This is a genomic window from Pseudomonas citri (assembly GCF_025336485.1).
Lineage (GTDB): Bacteria > Pseudomonadota > Gammaproteobacteria > Pseudomonadales > Pseudomonadaceae > Aquipseudomonas > Aquipseudomonas citri.
This window is the reverse complement of sequence record NZ_JAODAB010000030.1, coordinates 22,458-42,791: the sequence shown is the minus strand read 5'-3', so window position 1 is coordinate 42,791 and position 20,334 is coordinate 22,458. Positions and strand designations below refer to the sequence as shown.

Sequence of the window (20,334 nt, the reverse complement as noted above, 5' to 3'; positions counted from 1 at the left end):
GCCGGGGTGGTGCTTACACAGGCCACATCGCCGTGCCGAATGGAACGACGGCGTCGGCTTGCATCATTTCAACGGCGGCTTCATGGGTTGGCGCTTCAAACCACTCGTCCAGTTGCAGTTCGGTTTCCAAGTCTTTGTCCAGTGTTTGCATAGTGAATCTCCTGATGACTTTTCGACGGATAGCGTTTTCACAAGCGCGCAGCGATCCGGCGGGCGAAAGCTGGCCAGAAGCAGCGCCGCAGAACTTGCCAGCGTGACGCATGGCAAGTCGGTGAAAACCTAGTCGAGGTTGTTTTGCTGTGCAAAAAAATAATTTCATTTTTTCAGCTTGAACTTTTTGTTCCATTTTTAGCGGCCCATTTACTTATTTAAAAACAGCCGCCTGGGGGATTTTTTTAATAGGTAGCTATCTACCGTCAATTTGCAGTCAGCCTACGGAAAATTCCTACATGGAAACTCTACGTGACGGGGTGTAACGAGATGTTGACGATTTCGTGCGGTCTGCAAGGTTGCGCAGCCTGTCAGCGGCAATTGTAAGAAAAAACTTCCGCCGACCCCGTTCCAGCGGGCGTTCGAGGGCTCTGGCATGCTTGTTTCCAATCGGCTGGAAGGGTGAGATGCGCTCCACGCCTGTGTGCAGGTGAATAACAAGAAGGAGGCGCAATGCACGCCGTAACTCAACTCCATTTCTCCTGTGGTGGCGTTTTTCGCGCTATCCACGCCTGGGGCTCGCAAGGGCCTGAACATGTCTTTGCAGCCGCCCGAGACGCTCGAGGCGGCCCCGTGCGATCCCGGCAAACGACACGCTGATCTGGTGGTGTCTGGCAGCAGGGGGGCGGCGGTGTACAATGCGCCGCGTTTTACTGTGACCCTTTGCGTATCCACGCACCTTCAAGGTTATCCGCCTTGTTCACTCCGCCACGCCATAAGCGTGTCGGGTTCGATTTCGTCACAGATAAAAACAAACAGGTGACGCATGACCGTTGTAGATAACACGCTGCCAGGCGAGCTTAAGCGCGGCCTGAAGAATCGACATATTCAATTGATCGCCCTCGGTGGCGCCATCGGCACCGGTCTGTTCCTCGGCTCGGCCGGGGTGCTGAAGTCTGCCGGTCCATCGATGATCCTCGGCTACGCCATTTGCGGCTTCATCGCCTTCATGATCATGCGCCAACTGGGCGAGATGATCGTCGAGGAGCCGGTGGCCGGTTCCTTCAGCCACTTCGCCCACAAGTACTGGGGCGGTTTCGCCGGCTTCCTGTCGGGCTGGAACTGCTGGATCCTCTACATCCTGGTGGGCATGTCCGAGCTGACGGCGGTGGGCAAGTACATCCACTACTGGGCGCCAGACATCCCGACCTGGGTGTCGGCCGCCGCGTTCTTCATCCTGATCAACGCCATCAACCTGGCCAACGTCAAAGTCTTCGGCGAAGCCGAGTTCTGGTTCGCGATCATCAAGGTGGCGGCGATTGTCGGCATGATTGCCCTGGGCAGCTACCTGCTGGTCAGCGGTCATGGCGGGCCGCAAGCGTCGCTGACCAACCTGTGGTCCCACGGTGGCTTCTTCCCCAACGGCGTGAGCGGCCTGGTGATGGCCATGGCGATCATCATGTTCTCCTTCGGCGGCCTGGAAATGCTCGGCTTCACTGCTGCCGAGGCCGACAAACCGAAAACCGTGATTCCCAAGGCCATCAACCAGGTGATCTACCGGATCCTGATTTTCTACATCGGCGCCCTCGTGGTGTTGTTGTCCCTGACCCCGTGGGACAGCCTGCTGACCAGCCTCAATGCCTCCGGCGATGCCTACAGCGGCAGCCCGTTCGTGCAGGTGTTCTCGATGCTGGGCAGCGATACCGCCGCACATATCCTCAACTTCGTGGTGCTGACCGCCGCGCTGTCGGTCTATAACAGCGGCACCTACTGCAACAGCCGCATGTTGCTGGGCATGGCCGAACAGGGCGACGCCCCCAGTGCCTTGGCCAAGATCGACAAGCGTGGCGTGCCAGTGCGTTCGATCCTGGCCTCGGCCGCGGTCACGCTGGTGGCGGTGTTGCTGAACTACCTGATGCCGCAGCATGCGCTGGAGCTGCTGATGTCGCTGGTGGTCGCCACCCTGGTGATCAACTGGGCGATGATCAGCTACTCGCACTTCAAGTTCCGCCAGCACATGAACCAGAGCCGCCAGACCCCGCTGTTCAAGGCCTTGTGGTATCCGTATGGCAACTACGTCTGCCTGGCGTTCGTAGTGTTCATCCTCGGCGTGATGCTGCTGATCCCCGGGATCCAGGTCTCGGTCTATGCGATTCCGGTGTGGGTGGTGTTCATGTGGGTGTGCTACCTGATCAAGAACAAGCGCAGCGCCCGGCATGAACTGGCTGTGGTGGCGACTGCCAAGTAAGTCGTCCTGAAATACCGCAAACCCGGCCAAGTGCCGGGTTTGTTGTTTTAAGACCCCGTGGCTTTTGTCCGGGGGATTCGCGGTATCCTGTGGATCCTGATACCGGACACCTTCCATGCTGGTCATTTCCAACACCGTGCACATTCCGGACGCCGAGATCGAACTGACGGCCATCCGCGCCCAGGGCGCCGGGGGGCAGAATGTCAACAAGGTTTCCAGCGCCGTGCACCTGCGCTTCGACATCCCGGCCTCGTCCTTGCCCGAGTTCTACAAGGAGCGGCTGCTGGCCCTGCGCGACAGCCGCATCACCAGCGACGGCGTGCTGATCATTAAGGCCCAGCAATACCGCACGCAGGAGCAGAACCGCGCCGATGCTTTGGAGCGCCTGGTCGAATTGATCCTCGGCGCCATCAAGGTGGAGAAGAAGCGCCGCCCGACCAAGCCGACCCTGGGTTCGAAAAAGCGTCGTCTGGAGACCAAGGCCAAGCGCGGCTCGATCAAGGCGGGACGTGGCAAGGTGGACTTCTAATCCCGCGCCTGGCGTTGTCTTGGCGCCTGTCGGTACAGGTAGAGGCTCAAGGCCAATCCGCCCAGCGCCGCCAGCGCCGCGAACAGGAAGATCGAGGCAAAACCGAAGCTTGCGGCAACGGCCCCGGCCAGTGGTCCGGTGATCCCCAGCGACAAATCGATGAACAACGAATAGGCACCCACCGCCGCCCCACGGCTGGAGGCCGGCACCAGGTTGACCGCTTCCACGCCCAGGGCCGGGAACACCAGGGAAAAGCCAAAACCGCTCAACGCCGCACCCGCCAGGGCCCAATGGGCATCCGGTGCCAGCCACAACAGCAACAGGCCCAGGGTTTCCACCGACAGGCAGGCGATGGCCACCCGGAAGCCCCCTAGACGATTGATCAGGTTGGCGAACAGCAGGCGGGCGCCGATGAAGCTGCTGCCGAACAGGCTCAGGCACAGCACGGCGTTGTCCCAGTGTTGCGTGGCGTAGTACAGCGTGATGAACGTGGCGATGGTGCCAAAGCCGATGGAGCCCAGGGCCAGGCCGCAGCCGTGGGGCAGGACGCGGCCCAACACGTGCATGAACGGTAACCGTTCGCCAGCGACGATGGGCGCGGCGGTTTTCGGCCATGCCAGGGCCAGGCCGAACAAGCCCAGCAGGATGATGCTGGCGCCCATGCTCCACAGCCCCAGGTGATTGACCAACCACACGCCCAACGGTGCGCCGATCGCCAACGCGCCGTAGCTGGCGATGCCGTTCCAGGAAATCACCTTGGCGGTATTGATCGCGCCGACCCGGCCGATGCCCCAGCCAATCGAGCCCGAGCCCACCAGGCTTTCGGCGCTGCCCAGCACCAGGCGACCGATGAACAGGCTGGTCAGGCTGACGTAGGGCAAATGGGGCGTCCAGGCCGCCAATAGCATGAACACGCCGCTGAGTCCGCAGCCGGCGAGGCCGAACATGACCGCGCGCTTGCTTCCCAGGTTATCGATGATGCGCCCGGCGTAAGGGCGGCTGAGGAGCGTGGCCAGATACTGGACGCTGATCACCAACCCGGCGATCACCGCACCGAAGCCCAGGTCGCCGTGGACGTAGCCGGGCAACACGGCCAGGGGAATGCCGACGTTCAGGTAGCCGATGAATGTGAAAAGGACGATGGAAACGACTTGCAGCGTGACCGCCAGAGGGCGCTCGGAATGTGACATGGGGAGAGGGTCCACGGAACAGCAGGATAGATAGGCTGCTTATGATACCGACGACCGTGGCGGCAGGGTGTGAAAAAGTAAAACTATTTGCCCGGCGGTGGCTCAGCTATCGCTGTTCCCGGCAACCAGTTGCGTGGTGACCAACGCGGCGATGGCGTTTTCTTCGCTGCCGAAACGTGCCAGCAGGGCGGCGCGTTTTTCCGCAGGAAGGCGTGTCCAGACATCAACCATTCTTTCGGCGGTGCCAATGAGCACGCCAGCCTGGGCTTCGCTGAAGGGAGGTGGGGTGTCGTCGGTCATGGTCTGGCTCGGAATTCAGGCGGTGTGGAAAGCGCATATTAGCGCTTTCCACACGGTCTGGTGGTGCGGCTGTATCAGTCTTCGCTGTCGGCCTGGCGGCGTTCAGTGGCTTCTTTGGGCTCGGGTTTGTGGGGCTCAGGTTGCCCGGCGGCCTGTAGCGTGGTCGTCTGCTCAGTGTCGTGCAGGCTTGGGAAGGGGAGATTCGGGATCTCGTGCATTTCGCGCTCCTCGCAAAGTCTGTGGATAGATCTGGTAGATCCGCGCTTTTACAAAGCCTGGGCAGGATACAGCAGGAGAAATGACAAAAAGACGTTTAAATCCCGCCGGGCCGACAGATGGGGTTGTCTGGACAGGTCATGCTAGCTGCCCGACCGAAAGCCGACCGTTCGTCGCGAAGGCTCAAGAGCGGGCTTTTTGCGCCGATGGCGTGGACATATCCCCTGCATTCGGTCGCGACACGGTGCATCACGGACATGGAGGTCGGAACGTGTCGTTCCGTGAGCTTGGCTTTTTTTCTTCCTGAGAGAGCTCCGTCCGTGTTTCTACAAAAGTCCTTGAGAGCCCAGATTCTTGCCTTGTTGAGCGGCAGCCTGCTGGCCATGCTGCTGATCGCACTGGCGTCCTTCCACTTTCTTTCCAATGGTGTGCAGAACTACCGCAACCTGATCGATGGGCCCGTGCAAGCTTCGCAATTGATTGACGAGGCCAACTTGCAATTCAAGGTGCAAGTCCAGGAATGGAAGAACGTCCTGCTGCGTGGCAAGCAGCCGGCGGACCTGGAAAAGTATTGGAAGCAGTTCGAGGAGCGCCAGCACGAGGTTCAGGGCATTCTCGGCGAGTTGGTGGGGCGCAAGGACCTTTCGGCCGGGATCAAGGCGCGCATCGAACGTCTGCGCGACGAGCATCGTCAGTTGGGTTCGGCCTACCAGAAAGGCCGTGACGCGTTCGTGGCTGCCGGTGGCGACGCTGCGGCGGGGGACGCGGCGGTCAAAGGCGTGGACCGCGCGGCCAGTGAGCAGATGAGCGAGCTGGTGGTCGATTTGCACAAATTGGCCAGTGAACAGTCGGTGCTGATCAGTGCCGATGCCGATCGCACTGTCCTGCTGGGTATCGCGGTGATGCTGGTGTCGGGCCTGTTGATCGGCCTGTTCAGCCTGTGGCTGGTCAATCGCAGCCTGGTGCAGCCGATTCGTAACCTGATCGAATACGTGACGCGCCTGAGCCACGGCCGTTTTGCCGAGCGCGTGGTCAGCCACCGTCAGGACGAGTTGGGCGATTTGGCCCTGGCTGCCAATACCCTGCGTGATTTCCTCGCTGAAACCTTCGCGCGTCTGCAACGCAGTGCCACGGAACTGGACAGCGCCAGTGGCGAACTCAACGCCATCGCTGGCTTGATGAGCCAGGGCACCAACGAACAGTTCGAACGTACCGATCAGGTGGCAACGGCGATGAACGAAATGTCCGCCACCGCCCAGGAAGTGGCGCGTCATGCCGCCGATGCGGCGCAGGCGGCTGACGATGCCGATCACTCCGCCCAACAGGGTGAAAAGGTCATGCAAGGGACCATCCACACCATCACCCGCATGCGCGGCGAGATCGCCAATACGGCCACGGTGATCCGTCGGCTGGAAACCGACAGCGGACGCATCGGCAAGGTCCTGGAGGTGATCCGCGGAATCGCCGAGCAGACCAACCTGCTGGCGCTCAACGCGGCTATTGAAGCGGCACGGGCCGGTGAGGCCGGGCGCGGTTTCGCGGTGGTCGCCGATGAAGTGCGCAGCCTGGCCCAGCGCACGGCGTCGTCGATCATCGAGATCAACCAGATCATCCAGACCGTGCAGACTGGTGCGGTGGACGCGGCCCAGGCCATCGAAAGCGGGCAGTCGCGCAGCGAGGAAAGCGTGGAACAGGTCACCCAGGCCGGCGCCATGCTCGAACGCATCACCCAGGCTGTCGAAGCGATTCGTGACATGAACCGTCAGATCGCCACGGCGGCAGAAGAGCAGACCTCCGTCGCCGAAGACATTTCGCGCAACCTCACCGAAATCACCTGCATCGCCAGCACCAACCTGGAAAACGTGCAGCGCACCGAAGCCGCCAGTCGGGACCTGCATGGCTTGTCGGGGCAGTTGAATGACGTGACGGCGCGGTTGAGCGCTTGACGATAGGTAGCGAGGGAGCAGGGACTCCCATGCCTGAAGCCGGGTAATCATGTTAAAAGCCGCGCGACTCGAAAGTTGCGCGGCTTTTATTTAGCTATTTAGCGAATCAAGTGTCTTGCTTGTTGGAGAGCACTTTGCCGGTGGTTGCGTCGAAATCAACATCGAACTCTTTGCCGTCGGCGGTTTTCAGTTCCACTTCATATTCATAACCGTTGAAGTGATTGTCCAGGTCGGTGTCGGTGATGGTCGCACCCGGGTGCAACTTCAGGGCTTGTTCGTTCATCGATTCCAAGGACTTGATCTTGCCTTCCTTGACCAGTTGAGGAATCTGATCGACTCGTACATCGGCCTGGGCCAGGCCAGCGGTAAGGGTCAGGGCGGCAGCGGTAAACAGGGCAGTCAGCGTTTTCATGAGTATTTTCCTTGTCTGATTAAGGGTGAGTCGTTCAAGTGGCCTCAGATTAAATGTGGCAACTTAATTCACCCTTAATTCGCAAAAACCTGAAACACCTGCCCTGTCAGCTGCCTGCGGTTCAATAGCCGTTCTTTACTAATAGTTGTGTCACGCTGCCTGTCTCGGGGCGCTTGAAGTACTTGAGCAGTTCACTGGCGCGGTTGGTGAAGATGCCATCGACGCCGGCATCCATCACTTTCTTGAAGTCCACCGCTTCATCCACGGTGTAGACATGCACCAGCAGGCCCTGGTCATGGGTGTACCGGTTCATCCATGGCTGCACCAGGTCCGAGTAACTCTGGCTGCCGCCGTGGGTCAGGGCCGCGGACGGTCCGGTGCCGATGGCGCCCTGGGCCTTGGCATACTGGACCCATTGTTCGAACGCAGCCTTGTCCTTGGGCTCCTGCTTGGCGTAATAGGCCGCCTTGTCCGTTTCGCCAGACTCGGCAAAAGACACCTTCGACTTGGGCTCGATGTTGCCTTCGCCCACCCACAACAGCAGGACTTTCGGGACACTCGGCATCTCTTTGTGCAGCAATTCCAGGCTGCTCTTTTCGAAGGTCTGCAAGACCACTTTGCCCTTGCCCTGGCCCACACCGGTGGCGCGCTTGGCCAGCTTGGACCCGGCGGGGCTCAGCCAGCCACGGTCCTGCAACTTGTCCTTGAGGTCACGTTCGATGCCGGGAAACAGCTTCGGCTCCTTGGTTTCGATGTAAAGCCCCGGTTTGTGCGATGGGTTGCCTTCGGCAATGTCGATGACTTCATCCAGCGTCAGGATCTTCAAGCCCACGAAGGAAGGGCGCGCGCGGTCCGGGTAGGCGGTGTTGAACCAACTGCCTGCGTCGAGGGTTTTGAGTTCTGCCATGGTGAAGGCGTTGGCGCTGCTGTCCTTGCGCTCGGGAAACTTGACCGCGACATCCGTGGTGCGCAGCAGGCTGTCGTCATGCAGGACGAACAATACGCCGTCCTTGCTGCGTTGCAGGTCCAGTTCCAGGTAATCGGCGCCCAGGTCGCGGGCCAGCCTGTAGGCGGCGGCGGTGGACTCCGGTGCGTCGAACGAGGCGCCCCGGTGGGCGATGACCGCCGGGTGCGGAATGCCCTGGAGGGCTGCCAGGGCCTTGGAACTCGGGGCCTCGGAGGCTTGTGTCTGGCCGAAACCGAGCAACAGGCTCAGCATCAGGGCACTGCGGGTAAAGGTGACAGGCATGCTCGAAATCCTTTCATGGGTGTGTGCAACGCCCTATCTTTTAGCAACTGAACGCTGTCGGCGCTATCGCCAAGCCGACATAAATCTGTGCAAAGAAGATTTTTCCCACGCACCTCCACGCCGCTTTGCAGTACCCTTGGGCGCACCAGTTTCTCCGGCAGAGGGAAACGCTTGCCCTGCGTGTAAACCACTATCAGACGTCCCGAGGGACGCATCCATGAGGTTTACCATGAGCACCACTTCGACATTCATCTGCCAGGCCGCCGACCAGCTCAAGGGTTTCGTTGGCTTGAATCGCAAGACCGGCCAGTACATCGTGCGGTTCAGCGAAGACGCCTTCGGCATGGACGTGGCCGACGACGGCATCATCCCCACCTGCGAATTCGTCTGGACCCCGGCGGCAAACGGCACCATGGCCCTCAAGCGCGAGCGCATCCAGCTGTTGCTGGACCAGAACATCGACGACCGCCTCAACCTCACCGAACCTTTGCGGGTGTACATGGCGCGCAATGACTTGCCGGAAATTCTGGCGGTGCGGCAGTTGGTGGCAGGCTGAGTCCTGCGCAATTGCACACAAAACCCTGTGGGAGCAAGGCTTGCCCGCGATGACGGCGGCACATTCAGCACTGATGCAAGCTGACCCACCGCTATCGCGAGCAAGCTTTGCTCCCACAGGTTTTAGGCCATGGACCTCGCACAGGCTTGGGCAAAGGCGTTGACCAGCGGCGGCACACGACCTTCCAACGCCGCGCGTTCAGGCTGGAATAGCGTGGCGACAAAGAACGGATGATCACGCAACTCCACGGCCCGCAGGTCGCCGGCCGAGTCCCGGGCGACGGCGTGCAGGCGCTGGTTCAGCAAATCCCTCTCAAAATCCGGATTGACCCCAAAGCGGCAATGGTAGCCCTCGAACGCGGTCTGCCGGCCATAGGCCTTGGCAATCAACGAATCCGCATCGAACTGAAGGCTGTCGAAGGTCTCGATCAAGGCACAGCTCAACGGCGTCAGCAGTGCACGTTCGGCGTCGGGGCTCGTCTCGCCATGGGCGGCATCGGTCCAGCCCATCACATTGCGGGCATATTCCAGCAGCGCATGTTGAAAACCGCCGCAGGTGCCCAGGAAAGGGCGACGCTGTTCGCGGGCAAAACGAATGGCTCGCAAGGCGCCGTCTTCATTTCGATAAGGGCTGCCCGGTACACACCAGATGCCATCGAAAGCATTCAGCGCCGTGTCATCGATGATGAGGTCCGTTGCCAGCCATTGAAAATGAATGTCCAGGCCTGTTTGCCTGCCGACCCGCTCGAGGGCGATGGGAATCGCTCGATGGGCGGTGATGTGTGGGTCCTGATCGCCGACCAGGGCGATGCGCAAGGCACGCTGATTTTCCATGTGAGACTCGCCGCTTGTTGATTCCTGGTCGCCACTATAGATTGGCGTTCACGCAAGCCATATGGGCGTTTATCCAAGTGATCAATGCAGCGACGCACTATCGTCTGGACTACTCCGATCTGTCCCTGATCCTCGCGCTGGTTCGTGGCGGTTCGCTGGCCCGGGCTGCGCGACTGCTGCACGTGGACGTGTCCACGGTCTTTCGTTCGGTACGCCGGCTGGAGTCGGCCTTGGGCCTGCCCTTGTTCGAAAAAAGCCGTTCCGGCTACTTGCCCACCAGCCTGGCCCAGGCACTGGCCGAACAGGCCGAGCGCGCCGAGCAAGCCTTGGAGGCAGCGCGGGTGGGGGTGGAGCAGGGCGGTGCGGTCATCAGCGGGACGGTTCGCCTGACGTGCTCCGACTCAGTCCTGCAAGCGTTGTTGTTGCCGGCGCTGGCGCGCTTCATGCCCGCTTATCCGGCGTTGACCCTCGAGCTGAGCACCTCGAACGATTTCGCCAACCTGAGCCGCCGAGATGCCGACATCGCCTTGCGCTTGACCCGCACGCCGCCGGAGCACCTGGTTGGGCGAAACCTGGGCAATGTGGCTTACCGGGTATGTGCCAGCGCCACGTACCTGCATTCGACGAAAGCGGATGACCTGGCTGCCATGAGCTGGATCGCCCCGGACGATTTTCTCCCCGACCACCCCTCCGTGGCCTGGCGCCGTCAGCATCTTCCCGGAGTGATGCCGGCTTACCGCTGTAACAGCATGCTCTCGGTCACCGAACTGGTGCGGGCTGGTTTGGGTGTGGCGGCGCTGCCGGACTTTCTGCTCGGCGACAACCAGGGGCTTGTGCCGCTGGGCGAGCCGTTGGTGGGGTATGACACGGCACTTTGGCTCCTGACCCGGCCGGATTGCCGGGCCTTGCGCTCGGTGGTGACCTTGTTCGATGAACTGGGACGCAACCTGCAGTTGCGCTAACTCTAATCAAGCATCGCTAGATGGGGGATGACTTTCCAGCGGTTATAGTGAGCGTCAGCTCCAGTCCAGGCAGAGAACATTACGATGACGAACTCCTCCCAATCTATCCCCGACGCTCCAGTGGATCACCTGCGTTTTCATCGCCCTCACGCGCATCTGGCACCGACCTTTGGCAATGATCGCTTCGCGTTGCGCGCGGAGGCGTTCGCCCGGTTCTTCGGGACGCCGACATTCCTTGGCGCGCAAACCCTGATCGTGCTGGTGTGGATGGGGTTGAACCTGGCAGGGGTCGTTCATTTCGACGCGTACCCGTTCATTTTGCTCAATCTGGCGTTCAGCCTGCAGGCGGCCTATGCCGCCCCGCTGATCCTGTTGGCGCAAACCCGCCAGGCTGCCCGAGACAAGGCCCAGATGGAAGCCGATGCCCAGCACCGCGAAGCCTTGGCCGTCGCCAACAGTGAGCGCCAGGCCCAAGCGGCGCACAACACGGCGCAGTTGCTCGAATTGTTGGAGCAGAACACTCGCCTGACGGAAATGACCAAGGCATTGACCGAACGGATCGACACCTTGACCACTGAAATGCACCAGAAATTTGTCAGCAAGTCATCATTGCAGTGACGCTTTTCTCAGGCCTGGTAACGGGCCAGAAACATGTCGAGGGCCGATTCGATCACCTGCGCCTGCTCATCCTGAGTCAGGCTCGGTTGGCCCATGGAAACCTGGGGCCAGAACGCGAACGTCTTGAGCAGCCCGTGCACCTGCTGCGCGGCAAACGCCGGGTCCACGGGTTTCAAGCGGCCATCGGCCTGGGCCTGGCGGATCCAGACCGTCAGCCCCTCTTCGCGCTGCCCCATGCGCGCCACCATGTCCTGGGCCCGCTCAGGAGAATGAATCGTTGCGGCGATGGCAATGCGCGCCAGGTCGAGGAAATTTTCGTCTGCCAGCATGTGCAGCTTGGCCTGCAGTAAGGCCTGCAATTGCTCGCGTAAGGGCGTCTGTGAACTGTAGGCCTTGTCCTGCTCCGCGGTAATGCTGTTCCACAACCGGTTCAAGATCTCGGCAAACAGCTCTTCCTTGCTCGGGAAGTGGTTGTACACCGTGCGTTTGGAAACCCCGGCAGTCGCGGCGATCTTGTCCATGCTGGTGATCTCGAAGCCGCTGCTGCGAAATTCGGCAATGGCGGCCTGGAGAATGGCTTCGCGTTTTCGCTCGGTAAGGCGCTGCGGTACGGTCATGGGCATTCGTCGGATGAGAAAGATGAAATTACACTAGGTAGTTTACTTGCTCCGGGCATTGATGCAATCTAGAAACTACACCGTGCGGTGTAGTTTATCCGTCCAGCGGCTTAGCGTGACGTCCTTGGAGTTATCGCACCATGACCATTCCCTCTCTTGCGACCGACAGCTCGCCTGTACCTCGTTCATCCCGGCATGAACAGGGCAAGTATCACAACCATGCCTTTACCCCGCGGGAAAGCTTTGGCGCCACCCTGCGGATCATCTGGAACATGATTTTCCACAAACCGCGCACCACCCGGCCAGCGGGCGTCATCGACGTCCAGCCACTGACTCGCGCCGCGTTGCTGGCGGCGCCCGACCACAGTGTTTTCCGCCTCGGCCATTCCACGGTGTTGCTCAAGCTGCGGGGCAAGTTCTGGCTGACCGACCCGGTTTTTTCCGAGCGTGCGTCACCCGTGCAATGGGCAGGTCCGAAGCGTTTTCATCAGCCGCCCATCAGCCTGGACGACTTGCCGCCCATCGAAGCGGTGATTCTTTCTCACGATCATTACGATCACCTCGACTACCAGGCCATCCTCACGCTCGCCGCCAAGACCCATCACTTCCTGACCCCTCTGGGCGTGGGTGACACCCTGATCAAGTGGGGTGTCGACGCCAGCAAGGTGCGTCAACTGGACTGGTGGCAGGGCACCGAGGTAGACGGCATCGAGTTCATCGCCACCCCGTCCCAGCACTTTTCCGGCCGTGGCCTGTTCGACAGCAACAGCACTTTGTGGGCCTCCTGGGTGATGATCGACGGGGCCACTCGAATTTTCTTCAGCGGCGACACCGGTTACTTCGACGGTTTCAAACGCATCGGTGAGCGACATGGGCCCTTTGACCTGACGCTGATGGAAACCGGTGCCTATAACGTCGATTGGCCCCACGTCCACATGCAGCCGGAGCAAACCCTGCAAGCCCACATCGATCTCAAGGGCCGTTGGCTGCTGCCGATCCACAACGGTACGTTCGACCTGGCGATGCATGCCTGGTACGAACCTTTCGATCGCATCCTGGCCCTGGCCTGGGAGCGCAACGTTTGCATCACCACACCGCAGATGGGCGAAGCGTTCACGCTGGCGCAACCACAACGCGGACGTGCCTGGTGGCTGGATGTGGAGCCCTCGGCTTATCAGAACCAGACCGGCGTGGCCTGACGCCGCAGGTGCGAAAACGCTTACTCGATCATCGCGTAATCGGCCCGCTCCATCGGATTTGGCGTCGCTCCCTTGATGTTCATGCCGCGCCCCGGTGCAAAGCCGGGGAAGAACACCAGGCCTTCGGCTTCCAGGCGAAAAGCGAGGGCCAGGCGGGTTACGTCGCGCAGCTCGCCACCTGCTTCGAAGCGCTGGATGGCCTGGACCGACACGCCGGATTGGTGGGACAACTCCTCGACACTCCAGCCCAGCATGGCGCGGGCCTGTGCGCTGTGGGCAGGGGTGAATTGATAGACAGCGATGCGTTCCAGGGTGGTTTTGATTGCGAGAGAGGCCATGGGGATGCTCCAAAGCTGTTGGGTTCAAAAGTACTGTGTTTTTGTACAGTTGTTTTGAGCCTGGATCAATCGCATTTTTTGGGTCGGTGACCAGTGGTCGTTGCTGGCCATTCACGAGGGGGGGCAGACAGGCGTCAGCGTCATGGCCGCTTCGGTCTATAGTGAAATGTTGGTGATCGTGATGTGACTCGTCATGTTTCGAACCGTTAGTTTCGTGGGCAGATGCTCGCTCTGTTCAAGGATGATTCTATGTTCAAAGGACTGCTACACCTCGTACCCAGTGCCACTTTACTGCTCGCGCTCTGTTCGACAGCTGACGCCGAGGACAGCAAACGTGTCTTCACCGGCACCCTGGGCAAGATACCGATTGTGCTGGAACTCAGTACCCAGCCGGTGAACAGCGTCACGGGTCGCTACTTCTACGAGAAATATCATCGGGATTTGGAGCTCAGTGGCTCGCGGCAAGAGGACACGCTGACACTGACCGAAGGCAATACCCGCTACGGCGACGACAAACCCCAGCCAACCCTGATGTTGCAAGAGACGGGCAATGGCTGGCAGGGTGAATGGAAAAGCCCCGAGGGCAAAGTCCTGCCAATACAGCTGAACGAGGCAAGGCCCCCGGTGCCGGCGGCTGATGCTTTACCCTTTATAGCTGCGTTGGCGCAGAGCGACCCATATGAATATCTCCGCTTGCGAGGCTTGAAGCTCAAGCCGGGCAAGAAAGACTCGTTCATGGGCCATGACCTGCAATGGTGGACACAACCGGAATCCAGCCTCTCCATGTTCAGCATTGAGTCTGGCTACCCACCCGCCTCCCAGCAACGGATCAACCAGCAATTGCTGGGGCGGCTCTGGAGTGAAGTCATCAGCTACCACGAATGTTTACTGCAAAGTAGCGAAAACTCAGAGTTCGATCAGGATGTCAGTCCCCAATTCCTGTCGCCCGAGGTGGTCAGCCTGAACATCTCCACCCGTTACTACTGCGGCGGAGCTCACCCGGATTTTGTCAGTTCGCCCATCAATCTCGACGTTCGAACCGGTCGTAGCTTGTCGCTGGAAGATGTGCTGTGGGTCGGCAAAGGCAAGCCATTGCTGCGCGTCGACAGCGCCTCGAGCGGGGAAGAGGACAGCGCGCAAACCACCTATCAGCGCGAAGTACTCACTCCATGGCTGATCAAGCAATTCACCACGCTGTACCCCAACGAAATGCGCAAACCGACAGACGAGGACGGTTGCGACTACACCGAGGAAAGCATCTGGGATTATTCCAACTGGCACTTCACCGCTGAAGGCTTGCTCCTGCTACCGTCTTTCGGTCGCGTGCAGCGCAATTGCGACGATCCGGGGTGGTCAGTATTGCCTTACGCAGTGGTCAAGCAGTATCCCGGTGCGGTCAAACTGCAATTGCCCGAGGGTTAATCCCGGGTGGCCTGTGCCAACCCCGGCGCTTCCCGAATAATGAAATGATCCAGGTTCTCGATGTTGGCACTGAACACCCCGAACGTCTGTTCGGGGTGTTTCTTGCTGGGCACCTGTTTCAACTCCGGCGTCATACCATAAAAGAAGCAATACAACGGCGCGTCACTGTCGATCGCATGCTTGATTTCTTCCAGGAACGCTTTGCGCTTGCGGTAGCTGTCGATCAGTTTCTTGCTCAGGTAAACGTTGACCGCATAAGGCTTCTTCTTCGCCTCGCCCGGTAGCTGGGTCCAGACCTTTTGCTCGAAATCGACGCGAAAACTGGCGCTGTGATAGTCCTCGATCTTCTTGATCTTGCCCCAGTAGATCAGCCCCTTGTTGTCCAGCAGGTATTCGATCTTCTTGAAGAACGATCCATAGGACGCCGTGTGCTCGCCAATCTTCAGCGGCATGCGCTTGAGCAGATCCTTGTCGGCAAAGTTCGACACGAAACACTCCACCGGATGAGCAAAGACACTGGTTTTGTCCGGCGCCGAATCACGGCTCGTGTGCTCGACATGACTGGCGCCTGAAGGCGCTCGCTCATTGCGCATCACGTCCGCCGCCACCGCCGGGCTGGAAGGCTTGCGCACATACTCACGCCGGGTCAGCAACAACTCCGAAGGAAAATGCTCCTCCCGGCCGTCATCCGCTTCCGCAGCGTCCGCGTCCAGGCCGGTCGCCGGCGTTTTCAGGCTGGCATAAGGACAACCCTCGACATGCCGCGTGCTGGGAATGTTCTTGAAGTGCGGCGTGCGCACGTAATTCACATTCTTGGCGTTGAACGTTCCCAGCACATTCGCTACATCGAACGCCGCCCGACAGGCATCGTTGGGGCACTGGAACTGTTCCTTCGCGGAATCGAAGCCCACCGTCTCGTCGAAATTCAAATCGCGCACGTCATAGATCGACAGTTTTTCGTCGAGGCTGCGGCAGTAGGCGAGGTCGAATTTCATGATGGGGCTCGGGTCCTTGAGTGAGGAGGGTATTAATAGCCGGTGGTGGGGTGGGTTGCACTGATTGTTTTCAATGCAGCGCAAAATGTCAGACGGTCAGCACGAGCGTTCTGCCTGTCGAAAATATCCTGCTCAGGTTAACTTGGCTAATTCGATGGAGGTGTTAGATGAGTGAGCGGGTGCAAGTGAACATGCGCGAAGCTAAGTCCATGCTCTCCCAACTGGCTGAGCGTGCATGGCGTGGCGATAAGGTGGTGATTACCAAGGGCGGCAAGCCTTATCTGGACCTGCTGCCTCATGTCGATTCATCTCGGGCGCGCAAACCTGGGCGGCTGAAGGGGAGGATTTGGATATCTGCTGACTTTGACCAGCCTACCGAAGATAGATGGTAATCGGCATCATAATGCTGGATATGAATGCGAATACGCCGGTAACCGGAATTATATTGCTGGGAACGGATAACTGTTGCTTATGGTTGAACGAGGATTTCGATGAAAGAGAACCCCGGCGAACGGCGCAAGATACTCATCGAAGACATCGCGATGCAGCACGCGATAGGGAGCGTTACTCAACGACCAACCGCCTAACCCTCTCATACAACGACAGAGTAAACGCCTCTCGATCACTGGCAAGATGACAACGCCGATGGCAGTTCGGGCACAACGCAACGGCATTAGTAATACTGTCCGACCCTTGCTGAGCCAAATGCTTCACATGATGCACTTCAAGAAACGGCAACCCATCCACCTCGAACGGTGCTCTCTGACCGCAACCTTCGCAGACGCCTTTAGCCAATTCAGCAACCCACGCCCGAACCTTCGGATCCCGAACGTAAGCCGTCGTAGTCGTGCTGACCTGCGCCGGTTTGGGATTCCCTGATGGTTCGACCTTGAGTCCGTTCTTTTGCAGCTTTGAGGCGCGGCTGATCAAGGTTCGCTGATCAGATGTCGGAGCAACTTCATCTGCGCCCGGTATCACCTTATTGGCGAGCGCTTTGCGGATCCGTTGAGCCACACCCGCCCCGATGTTCTTGGCAGGCATGTAGCCGCTGATGCGCTGCAAACCCATTTGCTCCAACACCGCCGAGATATTTTGCATGCGGTATTCCACCGATGAGGCACTGCGCTTGCTCAGTGGCCCGTCACGCAAAAGCTGGTTCTCAATCGACTTCTTGAATGTCTGACCGCTTAACTCACGGGCGAGCATTCTAAGGTACGCATCGACCGACGCCTCAAGCTCTTTGTCGCTCCAGCCATTTTTTTCCGTTGATGTGTCCATACAGTCGCCGAGGGTTGAAAACCCTCGGACGATACTGACTGGCCACTATCGCTGTCTACGAAAATTCCTACAGAAAAGGCAGCACCTTTCCTCGGAGTCCTCCTAGGAAACCGAATGCCTCGACACGTGAAATACCTCAAGCAACCTACGCCACCACGGCTTGACCGAGGCCGCCCGGCCCCGAGTCCGATTGAGCAACAGACAGGGCATGTCTCGAAGTCGAATCCAGCCATCGTTTTGCCAATGCAACAGACTCATGGACATCTCCGGCCAATCCAAAACACTCAGCATGGGCCGGTCGGTATCGCTTGGTGCCTGCGTGTCTCGCATCGCCGGTACTACCTGATGCGTCAGCCATTCGCGTAACAGGCGATTCCCCGGTGCGTAGTGGTAAACCAGCAGTGCATAGACACCGGATTCGCTGAGCATCAGCCTTTTTTCAGGCTGGCCGTGGTAACGGATTACCAGAACGTGCCGTTGGTCCTCGTCCAGTTTGCTGACCATACGGTCGTTCAGATGCACGCCCATCAACCGCCCAAGGTCGCGAGCGCAGAACCAAGGTTGGTTTTCTAGGAGGAGGGCGTGAAGGTGGCGGTTGTGGCGGGTGAAAACTGCCGGAATGTAGGCTTCATGCATGATCTCCGAGGTATGCGGAGAACAGGAAGGCTTCTTTGTGAGCATAACGACCTCTACGTATGAAGTTAGCGGCGGGAGCCCGACGTAGAGGATGTAAGAAAATCCCAACAAGCTGTTGCTCTGCACAGAATGCATAGGTCTTTAGACCGTACGCGGTTCTCTGTTCGGCGATTAGCTACTACGTTGGGCGTTTCTTAGGCACCTGCGACTAAGATAGGTAACGAGGCGATACGGCGTCAATGCGGAACTATTCTGAGTTTTTCGTAGGGTAAAGGTGGTGTGCCTGCTCCAGAGTTAAACGCGGTTCTGGTTCTGCTGAATGCAAAAAACCCCGTTTTCACGGGGTTTTTGGTAGAGCGTCAACTGACAGGTTCAACTTAGGATTTATCAATCCCAGCTAAGCGCACCACCCGTCTGATACTCAATCACCCGAGTCTCAAAGAAATTCTTCTCTTTCTTCAAGTCCATGATCTCGCTCATCCAAGGGAACGGGTTAGTCGTGCCTGGATACTCTTCTTTAAGACCAATCTGCGACAGGCGACGGTTAGCGATGAACTTCAGATAGTCTTCCATCATTGCCGCGTTCATGCCCAACACCCCTCGAGGCATGGTGTCGCGCGCATATTCGATCTCCAACTGAGTGCCTTGCAGGATCATCTGGGTCGCTTCTTCCTTCATTTCGGCATCCCACAGGTGCGGGTTTTCGATCTTGATCTGGTTGATCACGTCGATGCCGAAGTTCAGGTGCATGGATTCGTCGCGCAGGATGTATTGGAACTGCTCGGCGACGCCGGTCATTTTGTTGCGGCGGCCCATGGAGAGGATCTGGGTGAAGCCGCAGTAGAAGAAGATGCCTTCCAGGACGCAGTAGTAGGCGATCAGGTTGCGCAGCAGTTCTTTGTCGGTTTCCGGGGTGCCGGTTTCGAACTTCGGATCGGAAATCGAGCGGGTGTATTTCAGGCCCCAGGCGGCTTTTTTCGCGACCGATGGGATCTCGTGGTACATGTTGAAGATTTCGCCTTCATCCATGGCCAACGATTCGATGCAGTACTGGTAGGCGTGGGTGTGGATCGCCTCTTCGAAGGCCTGGCGCAGGATGTACTGGCGGCACTCCGGGTTGGTGATCAGGCGGTACACGGCCAGGACCAGGTTGTTGGCGACCAGGGAGTCGGCGGTGGAGAAGAAGCCCAGGTTGCGCATGACGATGCGGCGTTCGTCGTCGGTCAGGCCTTCCGGGTTTTTCCAGAGGGCGATGTCGGCGGTCATGTTGACTTCTTGCGGCATCCAGTGGTTTGCGCAGCCGTCCAGGTACTTTTGCCAGGCCCAGTCGTATTTGAACGGCACGAGCTGGTTGAGGTCGGCGCGGCAGTTGATCATGCGCTTTTCATCGACGGCGACACGGGCGGAGGCGCCTTCGAGCTCGGCAAGGCCTTCGGCGATGTCGAGTTTGTCGAGGGCGGCCTTGGCGCGAATGATCGCGGCCGAGTCGCTGGCCGTCACGGCGCGGGCTTCGAGGGCGGCGGCGCCGCCGGCGCTGTCGAGGCGGTCCATGTTGGCTTCGGCAGCGTGGCCGGCGTTGGCGCCTTTTGCGGCAACTTCGCCGTCTTCTTTGTCGAATTCGTCCCAGCTCAGCATGACGTGTCGTCTCCTGCGTGAGGGCCAGATGCCCGGTGAAGGCCTACTGGCCGCGGTGGATCTTGGAAAAATCGTTTCTTGCAGCTGACGCAGGCAATAAACAGAAAAATGTACGGACGTCCTGAAGCAGCAGCGAGCGCAGGGAGGCAAGGGCCTCTGCGGGGCTTCAGGTTTGGTGCGATCCCTGTAAAGGAATATTGCAGGCCCGTTTAGGGCGGCATTATAAGGAGTTTTTTGCCTACGTGGTGCGGCGAAATAGCTCACGAAGGGGGCGGTGCGCGGTAGATCCGCATGGGAACGCGGGTTTACAGGGCTTTGGTCGCTGAAGATTTTTTTTGCATGAATCGGACGGCTGGCTGTTTTGATCAAAAAACCAGCGTTTTTTGTGCTTTTACACTACATCTTGTGTTTGCTGGCGGTTTTCGGTGGTTTTAGACACAACCAGGCCCGATCGAAATCGGGCCGTGGAAAATACCAGTAATGATCAATCGGTACTGGCCGAGCGGGTGTGATCGCTGCCGTCGCTGGCGACTGCCGTCGGGTCGGCGTGGTCGTGGCGGTCAGTGGCGAGCGGGGTGCTAGCCGCCACGTCCTGGCGGTGGATGGCGGCAGCGGAGCCGGTGCGGTCAAAACCGTCGGCGGCGAAGGCCTGGGCGGTCAGTGCGGACAGCGCAAGGGTGAAGATCAGTTGGGTTTTCATGGGGGTTGCTCCAGGTTCGTTCAGGTGTCGATCAGCCGTTGGAGCAGCCGTTGCCCATGACGCTGTAGCGCAGGATGTGGCGCTGTCCCTTGGAGTCGTCGTACTCCATCTTGGCTGGGACCACTTCGCAGACATTGGGGATTTCGCTCATGGAGATGACTTTGGCGATGTCCAGGTGCGTGGAGTAGGTGTACTCCTCAATGGCTGGTTTTTGCTGTGCGGCATCGGTCGGGGCTTCGTCTGCCATTGCGGTTGCGCAAAGACTGCCGAGGACCAGAACCCATAAAGCTTTCATCTGTTTCACC

General features: G+C 59.1%; 24 protein-coding genes and 1 pseudogene. 10 read left to right on the top strand and 15 right to left on the bottom strand.

The window, feature by feature from the left end:
- Positions 1-13: 13 nt before the first annotated feature.
- Positions 14-346 carry a hypothetical protein gene (locus tag N4Q37_RS24255; protein ID WP_260962445.1) on the bottom strand — a complete coding sequence of 111 codons (333 nt, stop codon included), beginning with the start codon at positions 344-346 and terminating at the stop codon, positions 14-16.
- A gap of 630 nt (positions 347-976) precedes the next feature.
- Here N4Q37_RS24255 and N4Q37_RS24250 point away from each other — a divergent pair.
- Both N4Q37_RS24250 and arfB read left to right on the top strand, forming a co-directional pair.
- Positions 977-2,398 (top strand): amino acid permease, encoded by a 1,422-nt coding sequence (locus N4Q37_RS24250; protein ID WP_260962398.1) that lies wholly within the window; start codon positions 977-979, stop codon positions 2,396-2,398.
- Between the two features lie 115 nt (positions 2,399-2,513).
- Complete coding sequence (gene arfB, locus N4Q37_RS24245) at positions 2,514-2,927, top strand: alternative ribosome rescue aminoacyl-tRNA hydrolase ArfB (protein ID WP_260962396.1); 414 nt, start codon at positions 2,514-2,516, stop codon at positions 2,925-2,927.
- Here arfB and N4Q37_RS24240 read toward each other — a convergent pair.
- From N4Q37_RS24240 to N4Q37_RS24230, 3 genes are all read right to left on the bottom strand, one after another.
- Positions 2,924-4,117 (bottom strand): MFS transporter, encoded by a 1,194-nt coding sequence (locus tag N4Q37_RS24240; RefSeq protein ID WP_260962394.1) that lies wholly within the window; start codon positions 4,115-4,117, stop codon positions 2,924-2,926. The genes arfB and N4Q37_RS24240 overlap by 4 nt on opposite strands.
- 102 nt (positions 4,118-4,219) lie before the next feature.
- Positions 4,220-4,417 (bottom strand): hypothetical protein, encoded by a 198-nt coding sequence (locus N4Q37_RS24235; RefSeq protein ID WP_260962393.1) that lies wholly within the window; start codon positions 4,415-4,417, stop codon positions 4,220-4,222.
- Positions 4,418-4,491: 74 nt separating this feature from the next.
- Entirely contained in the window at positions 4,492-4,635 is a 144-nt protein-coding gene (locus tag N4Q37_RS24230) for a hypothetical protein (protein WP_260962391.1), read from the bottom strand.
- Between the two features lie 117 nt (positions 4,636-4,752).
- On the opposite strand from N4Q37_RS24230, the pseudogene N4Q37_RS27980 reads away from it, so the two are divergent.
- Both N4Q37_RS27980 and N4Q37_RS27975 read left to right on the top strand, forming a co-directional pair.
- Positions 4,753-5,646 (top strand): annotated as a pseudogene (locus tag N4Q37_RS27980) (hypothetical protein); the annotation flags it as partial.
- A gap of 165 nt (positions 5,647-5,811) precedes the next feature.
- Positions 5,812-6,579: a methyl-accepting chemotaxis protein gene (locus N4Q37_RS27975; RefSeq protein WP_390897958.1), complete on the top strand. Its 768-nt coding sequence runs from the start codon at positions 5,812-5,814 to the stop codon at positions 6,577-6,579.
- A gap of 106 nt (positions 6,580-6,685) precedes the next feature.
- Here N4Q37_RS27975 and N4Q37_RS24220 read toward each other — a convergent pair whose 3' ends face one another.
- Entirely contained in the window at positions 6,686-6,991 is a 306-nt protein-coding gene (locus N4Q37_RS24220) for a PepSY domain-containing protein (RefSeq protein WP_236177857.1), read from the bottom strand.
- Between the two features lie 121 nt (positions 6,992-7,112).
- Positions 7,113-8,240, bottom strand: coding sequence for a glycerophosphodiester phosphodiesterase (locus N4Q37_RS24215; protein WP_260962387.1), 1,128 nt, complete (start codon positions 8,238-8,240; stop codon positions 7,113-7,115).
- Between the two features lie 229 nt (positions 8,241-8,469).
- Here N4Q37_RS24215 and N4Q37_RS24210 point away from each other — a divergent pair, with 229 nt between their 5' ends.
- On the top strand, positions 8,470-8,796 hold the full coding sequence (locus N4Q37_RS24210) for a DUF2025 family protein (protein WP_260962385.1): 327 nt from the start codon (positions 8,470-8,472) through the stop codon (positions 8,794-8,796).
- A gap of 122 nt (positions 8,797-8,918) precedes the next feature.
- Here N4Q37_RS24210 and N4Q37_RS24205 read toward each other — a convergent pair whose 3' ends face one another.
- Positions 8,919-9,629, bottom strand: a complete 711-nt coding sequence (locus tag N4Q37_RS24205) for a CTP synthase C-terminal region-related (seleno)protein (protein WP_260962383.1) — start codon at positions 9,627-9,629, stop codon at positions 8,919-8,921.
- 14 nt (positions 9,630-9,643) lie between these two features.
- Here N4Q37_RS24205 and N4Q37_RS24200 point away from each other — a divergent pair, with 14 nt between their 5' ends.
- Together N4Q37_RS24200 and N4Q37_RS24195 are read left to right on the top strand one after the other, a co-directional pair.
- Complete coding sequence (locus tag N4Q37_RS24200; protein ID WP_260962381.1) at positions 9,644-10,591, top strand: LysR family transcriptional regulator; 948 nt, start codon at positions 9,644-9,646, stop codon at positions 10,589-10,591.
- 84 nt (positions 10,592-10,675) lie between these two features.
- On the top strand, positions 10,676-11,209 hold the full coding sequence (locus N4Q37_RS24195; protein WP_260962379.1) for a DUF1003 domain-containing protein: 534 nt from the start codon (positions 10,676-10,678) through the stop codon (positions 11,207-11,209).
- A gap of 8 nt (positions 11,210-11,217) precedes the next feature.
- Here N4Q37_RS24195 and N4Q37_RS24190 read toward each other — a convergent pair whose 3' ends face one another.
- Positions 11,218-11,826, bottom strand: a complete 609-nt coding sequence (locus tag N4Q37_RS24190; protein WP_260962377.1) for a TetR/AcrR family transcriptional regulator — start codon at positions 11,824-11,826, stop codon at positions 11,218-11,220.
- 140 nt (positions 11,827-11,966) lie between these two features.
- On the opposite strand from N4Q37_RS24190, the gene N4Q37_RS24185 reads away from it, so the two are divergent.
- Positions 11,967-13,025: an MBL fold metallo-hydrolase gene (locus N4Q37_RS24185; RefSeq protein ID WP_260962375.1), complete on the top strand. Its 1,059-nt coding sequence runs from the start codon at positions 11,967-11,969 to the stop codon at positions 13,023-13,025.
- Positions 13,026-13,045: 20 nt separating this feature from the next.
- Here N4Q37_RS24185 and N4Q37_RS24180 read toward each other — a convergent pair whose 3' ends face one another.
- A complete protein-coding gene (locus tag N4Q37_RS24180; protein WP_260962374.1) occupies positions 13,046-13,363 on the bottom strand; it encodes a helix-turn-helix domain-containing protein in 318 nt (105 codons plus the stop codon).
- A 249-nt stretch (positions 13,364-13,612) separates the two neighbouring features.
- Here N4Q37_RS24180 and N4Q37_RS24175 point away from each other — a divergent pair, with 249 nt between their 5' ends.
- The gene (locus tag N4Q37_RS24175; RefSeq protein ID WP_260962372.1) at positions 13,613-14,785 is read left to right on the top strand and encodes a hypothetical protein; all 1,173 of its coding nucleotides are present in this window, start codon (positions 13,613-13,615) and stop codon (positions 14,783-14,785) included.
- On the opposite strand, the gene N4Q37_RS24170 is transcribed toward N4Q37_RS24175, so the two are convergent.
- Complete coding sequence (locus tag N4Q37_RS24170) at positions 14,782-15,780, bottom strand: hypothetical protein (RefSeq protein ID WP_260962370.1); 999 nt, start codon at positions 15,778-15,780, stop codon at positions 14,782-14,784. The genes N4Q37_RS24175 and N4Q37_RS24170 overlap by 4 nt on opposite strands.
- Positions 15,781-15,947: 167 nt before the next feature.
- On the opposite strand from N4Q37_RS24170, the gene N4Q37_RS24165 reads away from it, so the two are divergent.
- The gene (locus N4Q37_RS24165; protein ID WP_260962367.1) at positions 15,948-16,172 is read left to right on the top strand and encodes a type II toxin-antitoxin system Phd/YefM family antitoxin; all 225 of its coding nucleotides are present in this window, start codon (positions 15,948-15,950) and stop codon (positions 16,170-16,172) included.
- Between the two features lie 172 nt (positions 16,173-16,344).
- Here N4Q37_RS24165 and N4Q37_RS24160 read toward each other — a convergent pair whose 3' ends face one another.
- The 5 genes from N4Q37_RS24160 to N4Q37_RS24140 form a co-directional block, all read right to left on the bottom strand.
- A complete protein-coding gene (locus N4Q37_RS24160) occupies positions 16,345-17,058 on the bottom strand; it encodes an HNH endonuclease (protein WP_260962365.1) in 714 nt (237 codons plus the stop codon).
- A 102-nt stretch (positions 17,059-17,160) separates the two neighbouring features.
- Complete coding sequence (locus N4Q37_RS24155) at positions 17,161-17,694, bottom strand: BRO-N domain-containing protein (RefSeq protein WP_260962363.1); 534 nt, start codon at positions 17,692-17,694, stop codon at positions 17,161-17,163.
- Positions 17,695-18,081: 387 nt separating this feature from the next.
- The gene (locus tag N4Q37_RS24150) at positions 18,082-19,329 is read right to left on the bottom strand and encodes a ribonucleotide-diphosphate reductase subunit beta (RefSeq protein ID WP_260962362.1); all 1,248 of its coding nucleotides are present in this window, start codon (positions 19,327-19,329) and stop codon (positions 18,082-18,084) included.
- Positions 19,330-19,813: 484 nt separating this feature from the next.
- The gene (locus N4Q37_RS24145) at positions 19,814-20,029 is read right to left on the bottom strand and encodes a hypothetical protein (protein ID WP_260962360.1); all 216 of its coding nucleotides are present in this window, start codon (positions 20,027-20,029) and stop codon (positions 19,814-19,816) included.
- A gap of 31 nt (positions 20,030-20,060) precedes the next feature.
- Positions 20,061-20,324, bottom strand: a complete 264-nt coding sequence (locus N4Q37_RS24140; RefSeq protein WP_260962358.1) for a DUF2790 domain-containing protein — start codon at positions 20,322-20,324, stop codon at positions 20,061-20,063.
- Between the last annotated feature and the right edge of the window lie 10 nt (positions 20,325-20,334).

Excerpts from the sequence above, each read along its gene's own strand:
- N4Q37_RS24255 (WP_260962445.1), bottom strand. The coding sequence starts at position 346 with ATGGAACAAAAAGTTCAAGCTGAAAAAATGAAATTATTTTTTTGCACA.
- N4Q37_RS24250 (WP_260962398.1), top strand. The coding sequence starts at position 977 with ATGACCGTTGTAGATAACACGCTGCCAGGCGAGCTTAAGCGCGGCCTG.
- arfB (WP_260962396.1), top strand. The coding sequence starts at position 2,514 with ATGCTGGTCATTTCCAACACCGTGCACATTCCGGACGCCGAGATCGAA.
- N4Q37_RS24240 (WP_260962394.1), bottom strand. The coding sequence starts at position 4,117 with ATGTCACATTCCGAGCGCCCTCTGGCGGTCACGCTGCAAGTCGTTTCC.
- N4Q37_RS24235 (WP_260962393.1), bottom strand. The coding sequence starts at position 4,417 with ATGACCGACGACACCCCACCTCCCTTCAGCGAAGCCCAGGCTGGCGTG.
- N4Q37_RS24230 (WP_260962391.1), bottom strand. The coding sequence starts at position 4,635 with ATGCACGAGATCCCGAATCTCCCCTTCCCAAGCCTGCACGACACTGAG.
- N4Q37_RS27975 (WP_390897958.1), top strand. The coding sequence starts at position 5,812 with ATGAGCCAGGGCACCAACGAACAGTTCGAACGTACCGATCAGGTGGCA.
- N4Q37_RS24220 (WP_236177857.1), bottom strand. The coding sequence starts at position 6,991 with ATGAAAACGCTGACTGCCCTGTTTACCGCTGCCGCCCTGACCCTTACC.
- N4Q37_RS24215 (WP_260962387.1), bottom strand. The coding sequence starts at position 8,240 with ATGCCTGTCACCTTTACCCGCAGTGCCCTGATGCTGAGCCTGTTGCTC.
- N4Q37_RS24210 (WP_260962385.1), top strand. The coding sequence starts at position 8,470 with ATGAGCACCACTTCGACATTCATCTGCCAGGCCGCCGACCAGCTCAAG.
- N4Q37_RS24205 (WP_260962383.1), bottom strand. The coding sequence starts at position 9,629 with ATGGAAAATCAGCGTGCCTTGCGCATCGCCCTGGTCGGCGATCAGGAC.
- N4Q37_RS24195 (WP_260962379.1), top strand. The coding sequence starts at position 10,676 with ATGACGAACTCCTCCCAATCTATCCCCGACGCTCCAGTGGATCACCTG.
- N4Q37_RS24190 (WP_260962377.1), bottom strand. The coding sequence starts at position 11,826 with ATGACCGTACCGCAGCGCCTTACCGAGCGAAAACGCGAAGCCATTCTC.
- N4Q37_RS24185 (WP_260962375.1), top strand. The coding sequence starts at position 11,967 with ATGACCATTCCCTCTCTTGCGACCGACAGCTCGCCTGTACCTCGTTCA.
- N4Q37_RS24180 (WP_260962374.1), bottom strand. The coding sequence starts at position 13,363 with ATGGCCTCTCTCGCAATCAAAACCACCCTGGAACGCATCGCTGTCTAT.
- N4Q37_RS24175 (WP_260962372.1), top strand. The coding sequence starts at position 13,613 with ATGTTCAAAGGACTGCTACACCTCGTACCCAGTGCCACTTTACTGCTC.
- N4Q37_RS24170 (WP_260962370.1), bottom strand. The coding sequence starts at position 15,780 with ATGAAATTCGACCTCGCCTACTGCCGCAGCCTCGACGAAAAACTGTCG.
- N4Q37_RS24165 (WP_260962367.1), top strand. The coding sequence starts at position 15,948 with ATGAGTGAGCGGGTGCAAGTGAACATGCGCGAAGCTAAGTCCATGCTC.
- N4Q37_RS24160 (WP_260962365.1), bottom strand. The coding sequence starts at position 17,058 with ATGGACACATCAACGGAAAAAAATGGCTGGAGCGACAAAGAGCTTGAG.
- N4Q37_RS24155 (WP_260962363.1), bottom strand. The coding sequence starts at position 17,694 with ATGCATGAAGCCTACATTCCGGCAGTTTTCACCCGCCACAACCGCCAC.
- N4Q37_RS24150 (WP_260962362.1), bottom strand. The coding sequence starts at position 19,329 with ATGCTGAGCTGGGACGAATTCGACAAAGAAGACGGCGAAGTTGCCGCA.
- N4Q37_RS24145 (WP_260962360.1), bottom strand. The coding sequence starts at position 20,029 with ATGAAAACCCAACTGATCTTCACCCTTGCGCTGTCCGCACTGACCGCC.
- N4Q37_RS24140 (WP_260962358.1), bottom strand. The coding sequence starts at position 20,324 with ATGAAAGCTTTATGGGTTCTGGTCCTCGGCAGTCTTTGCGCAACCGCA.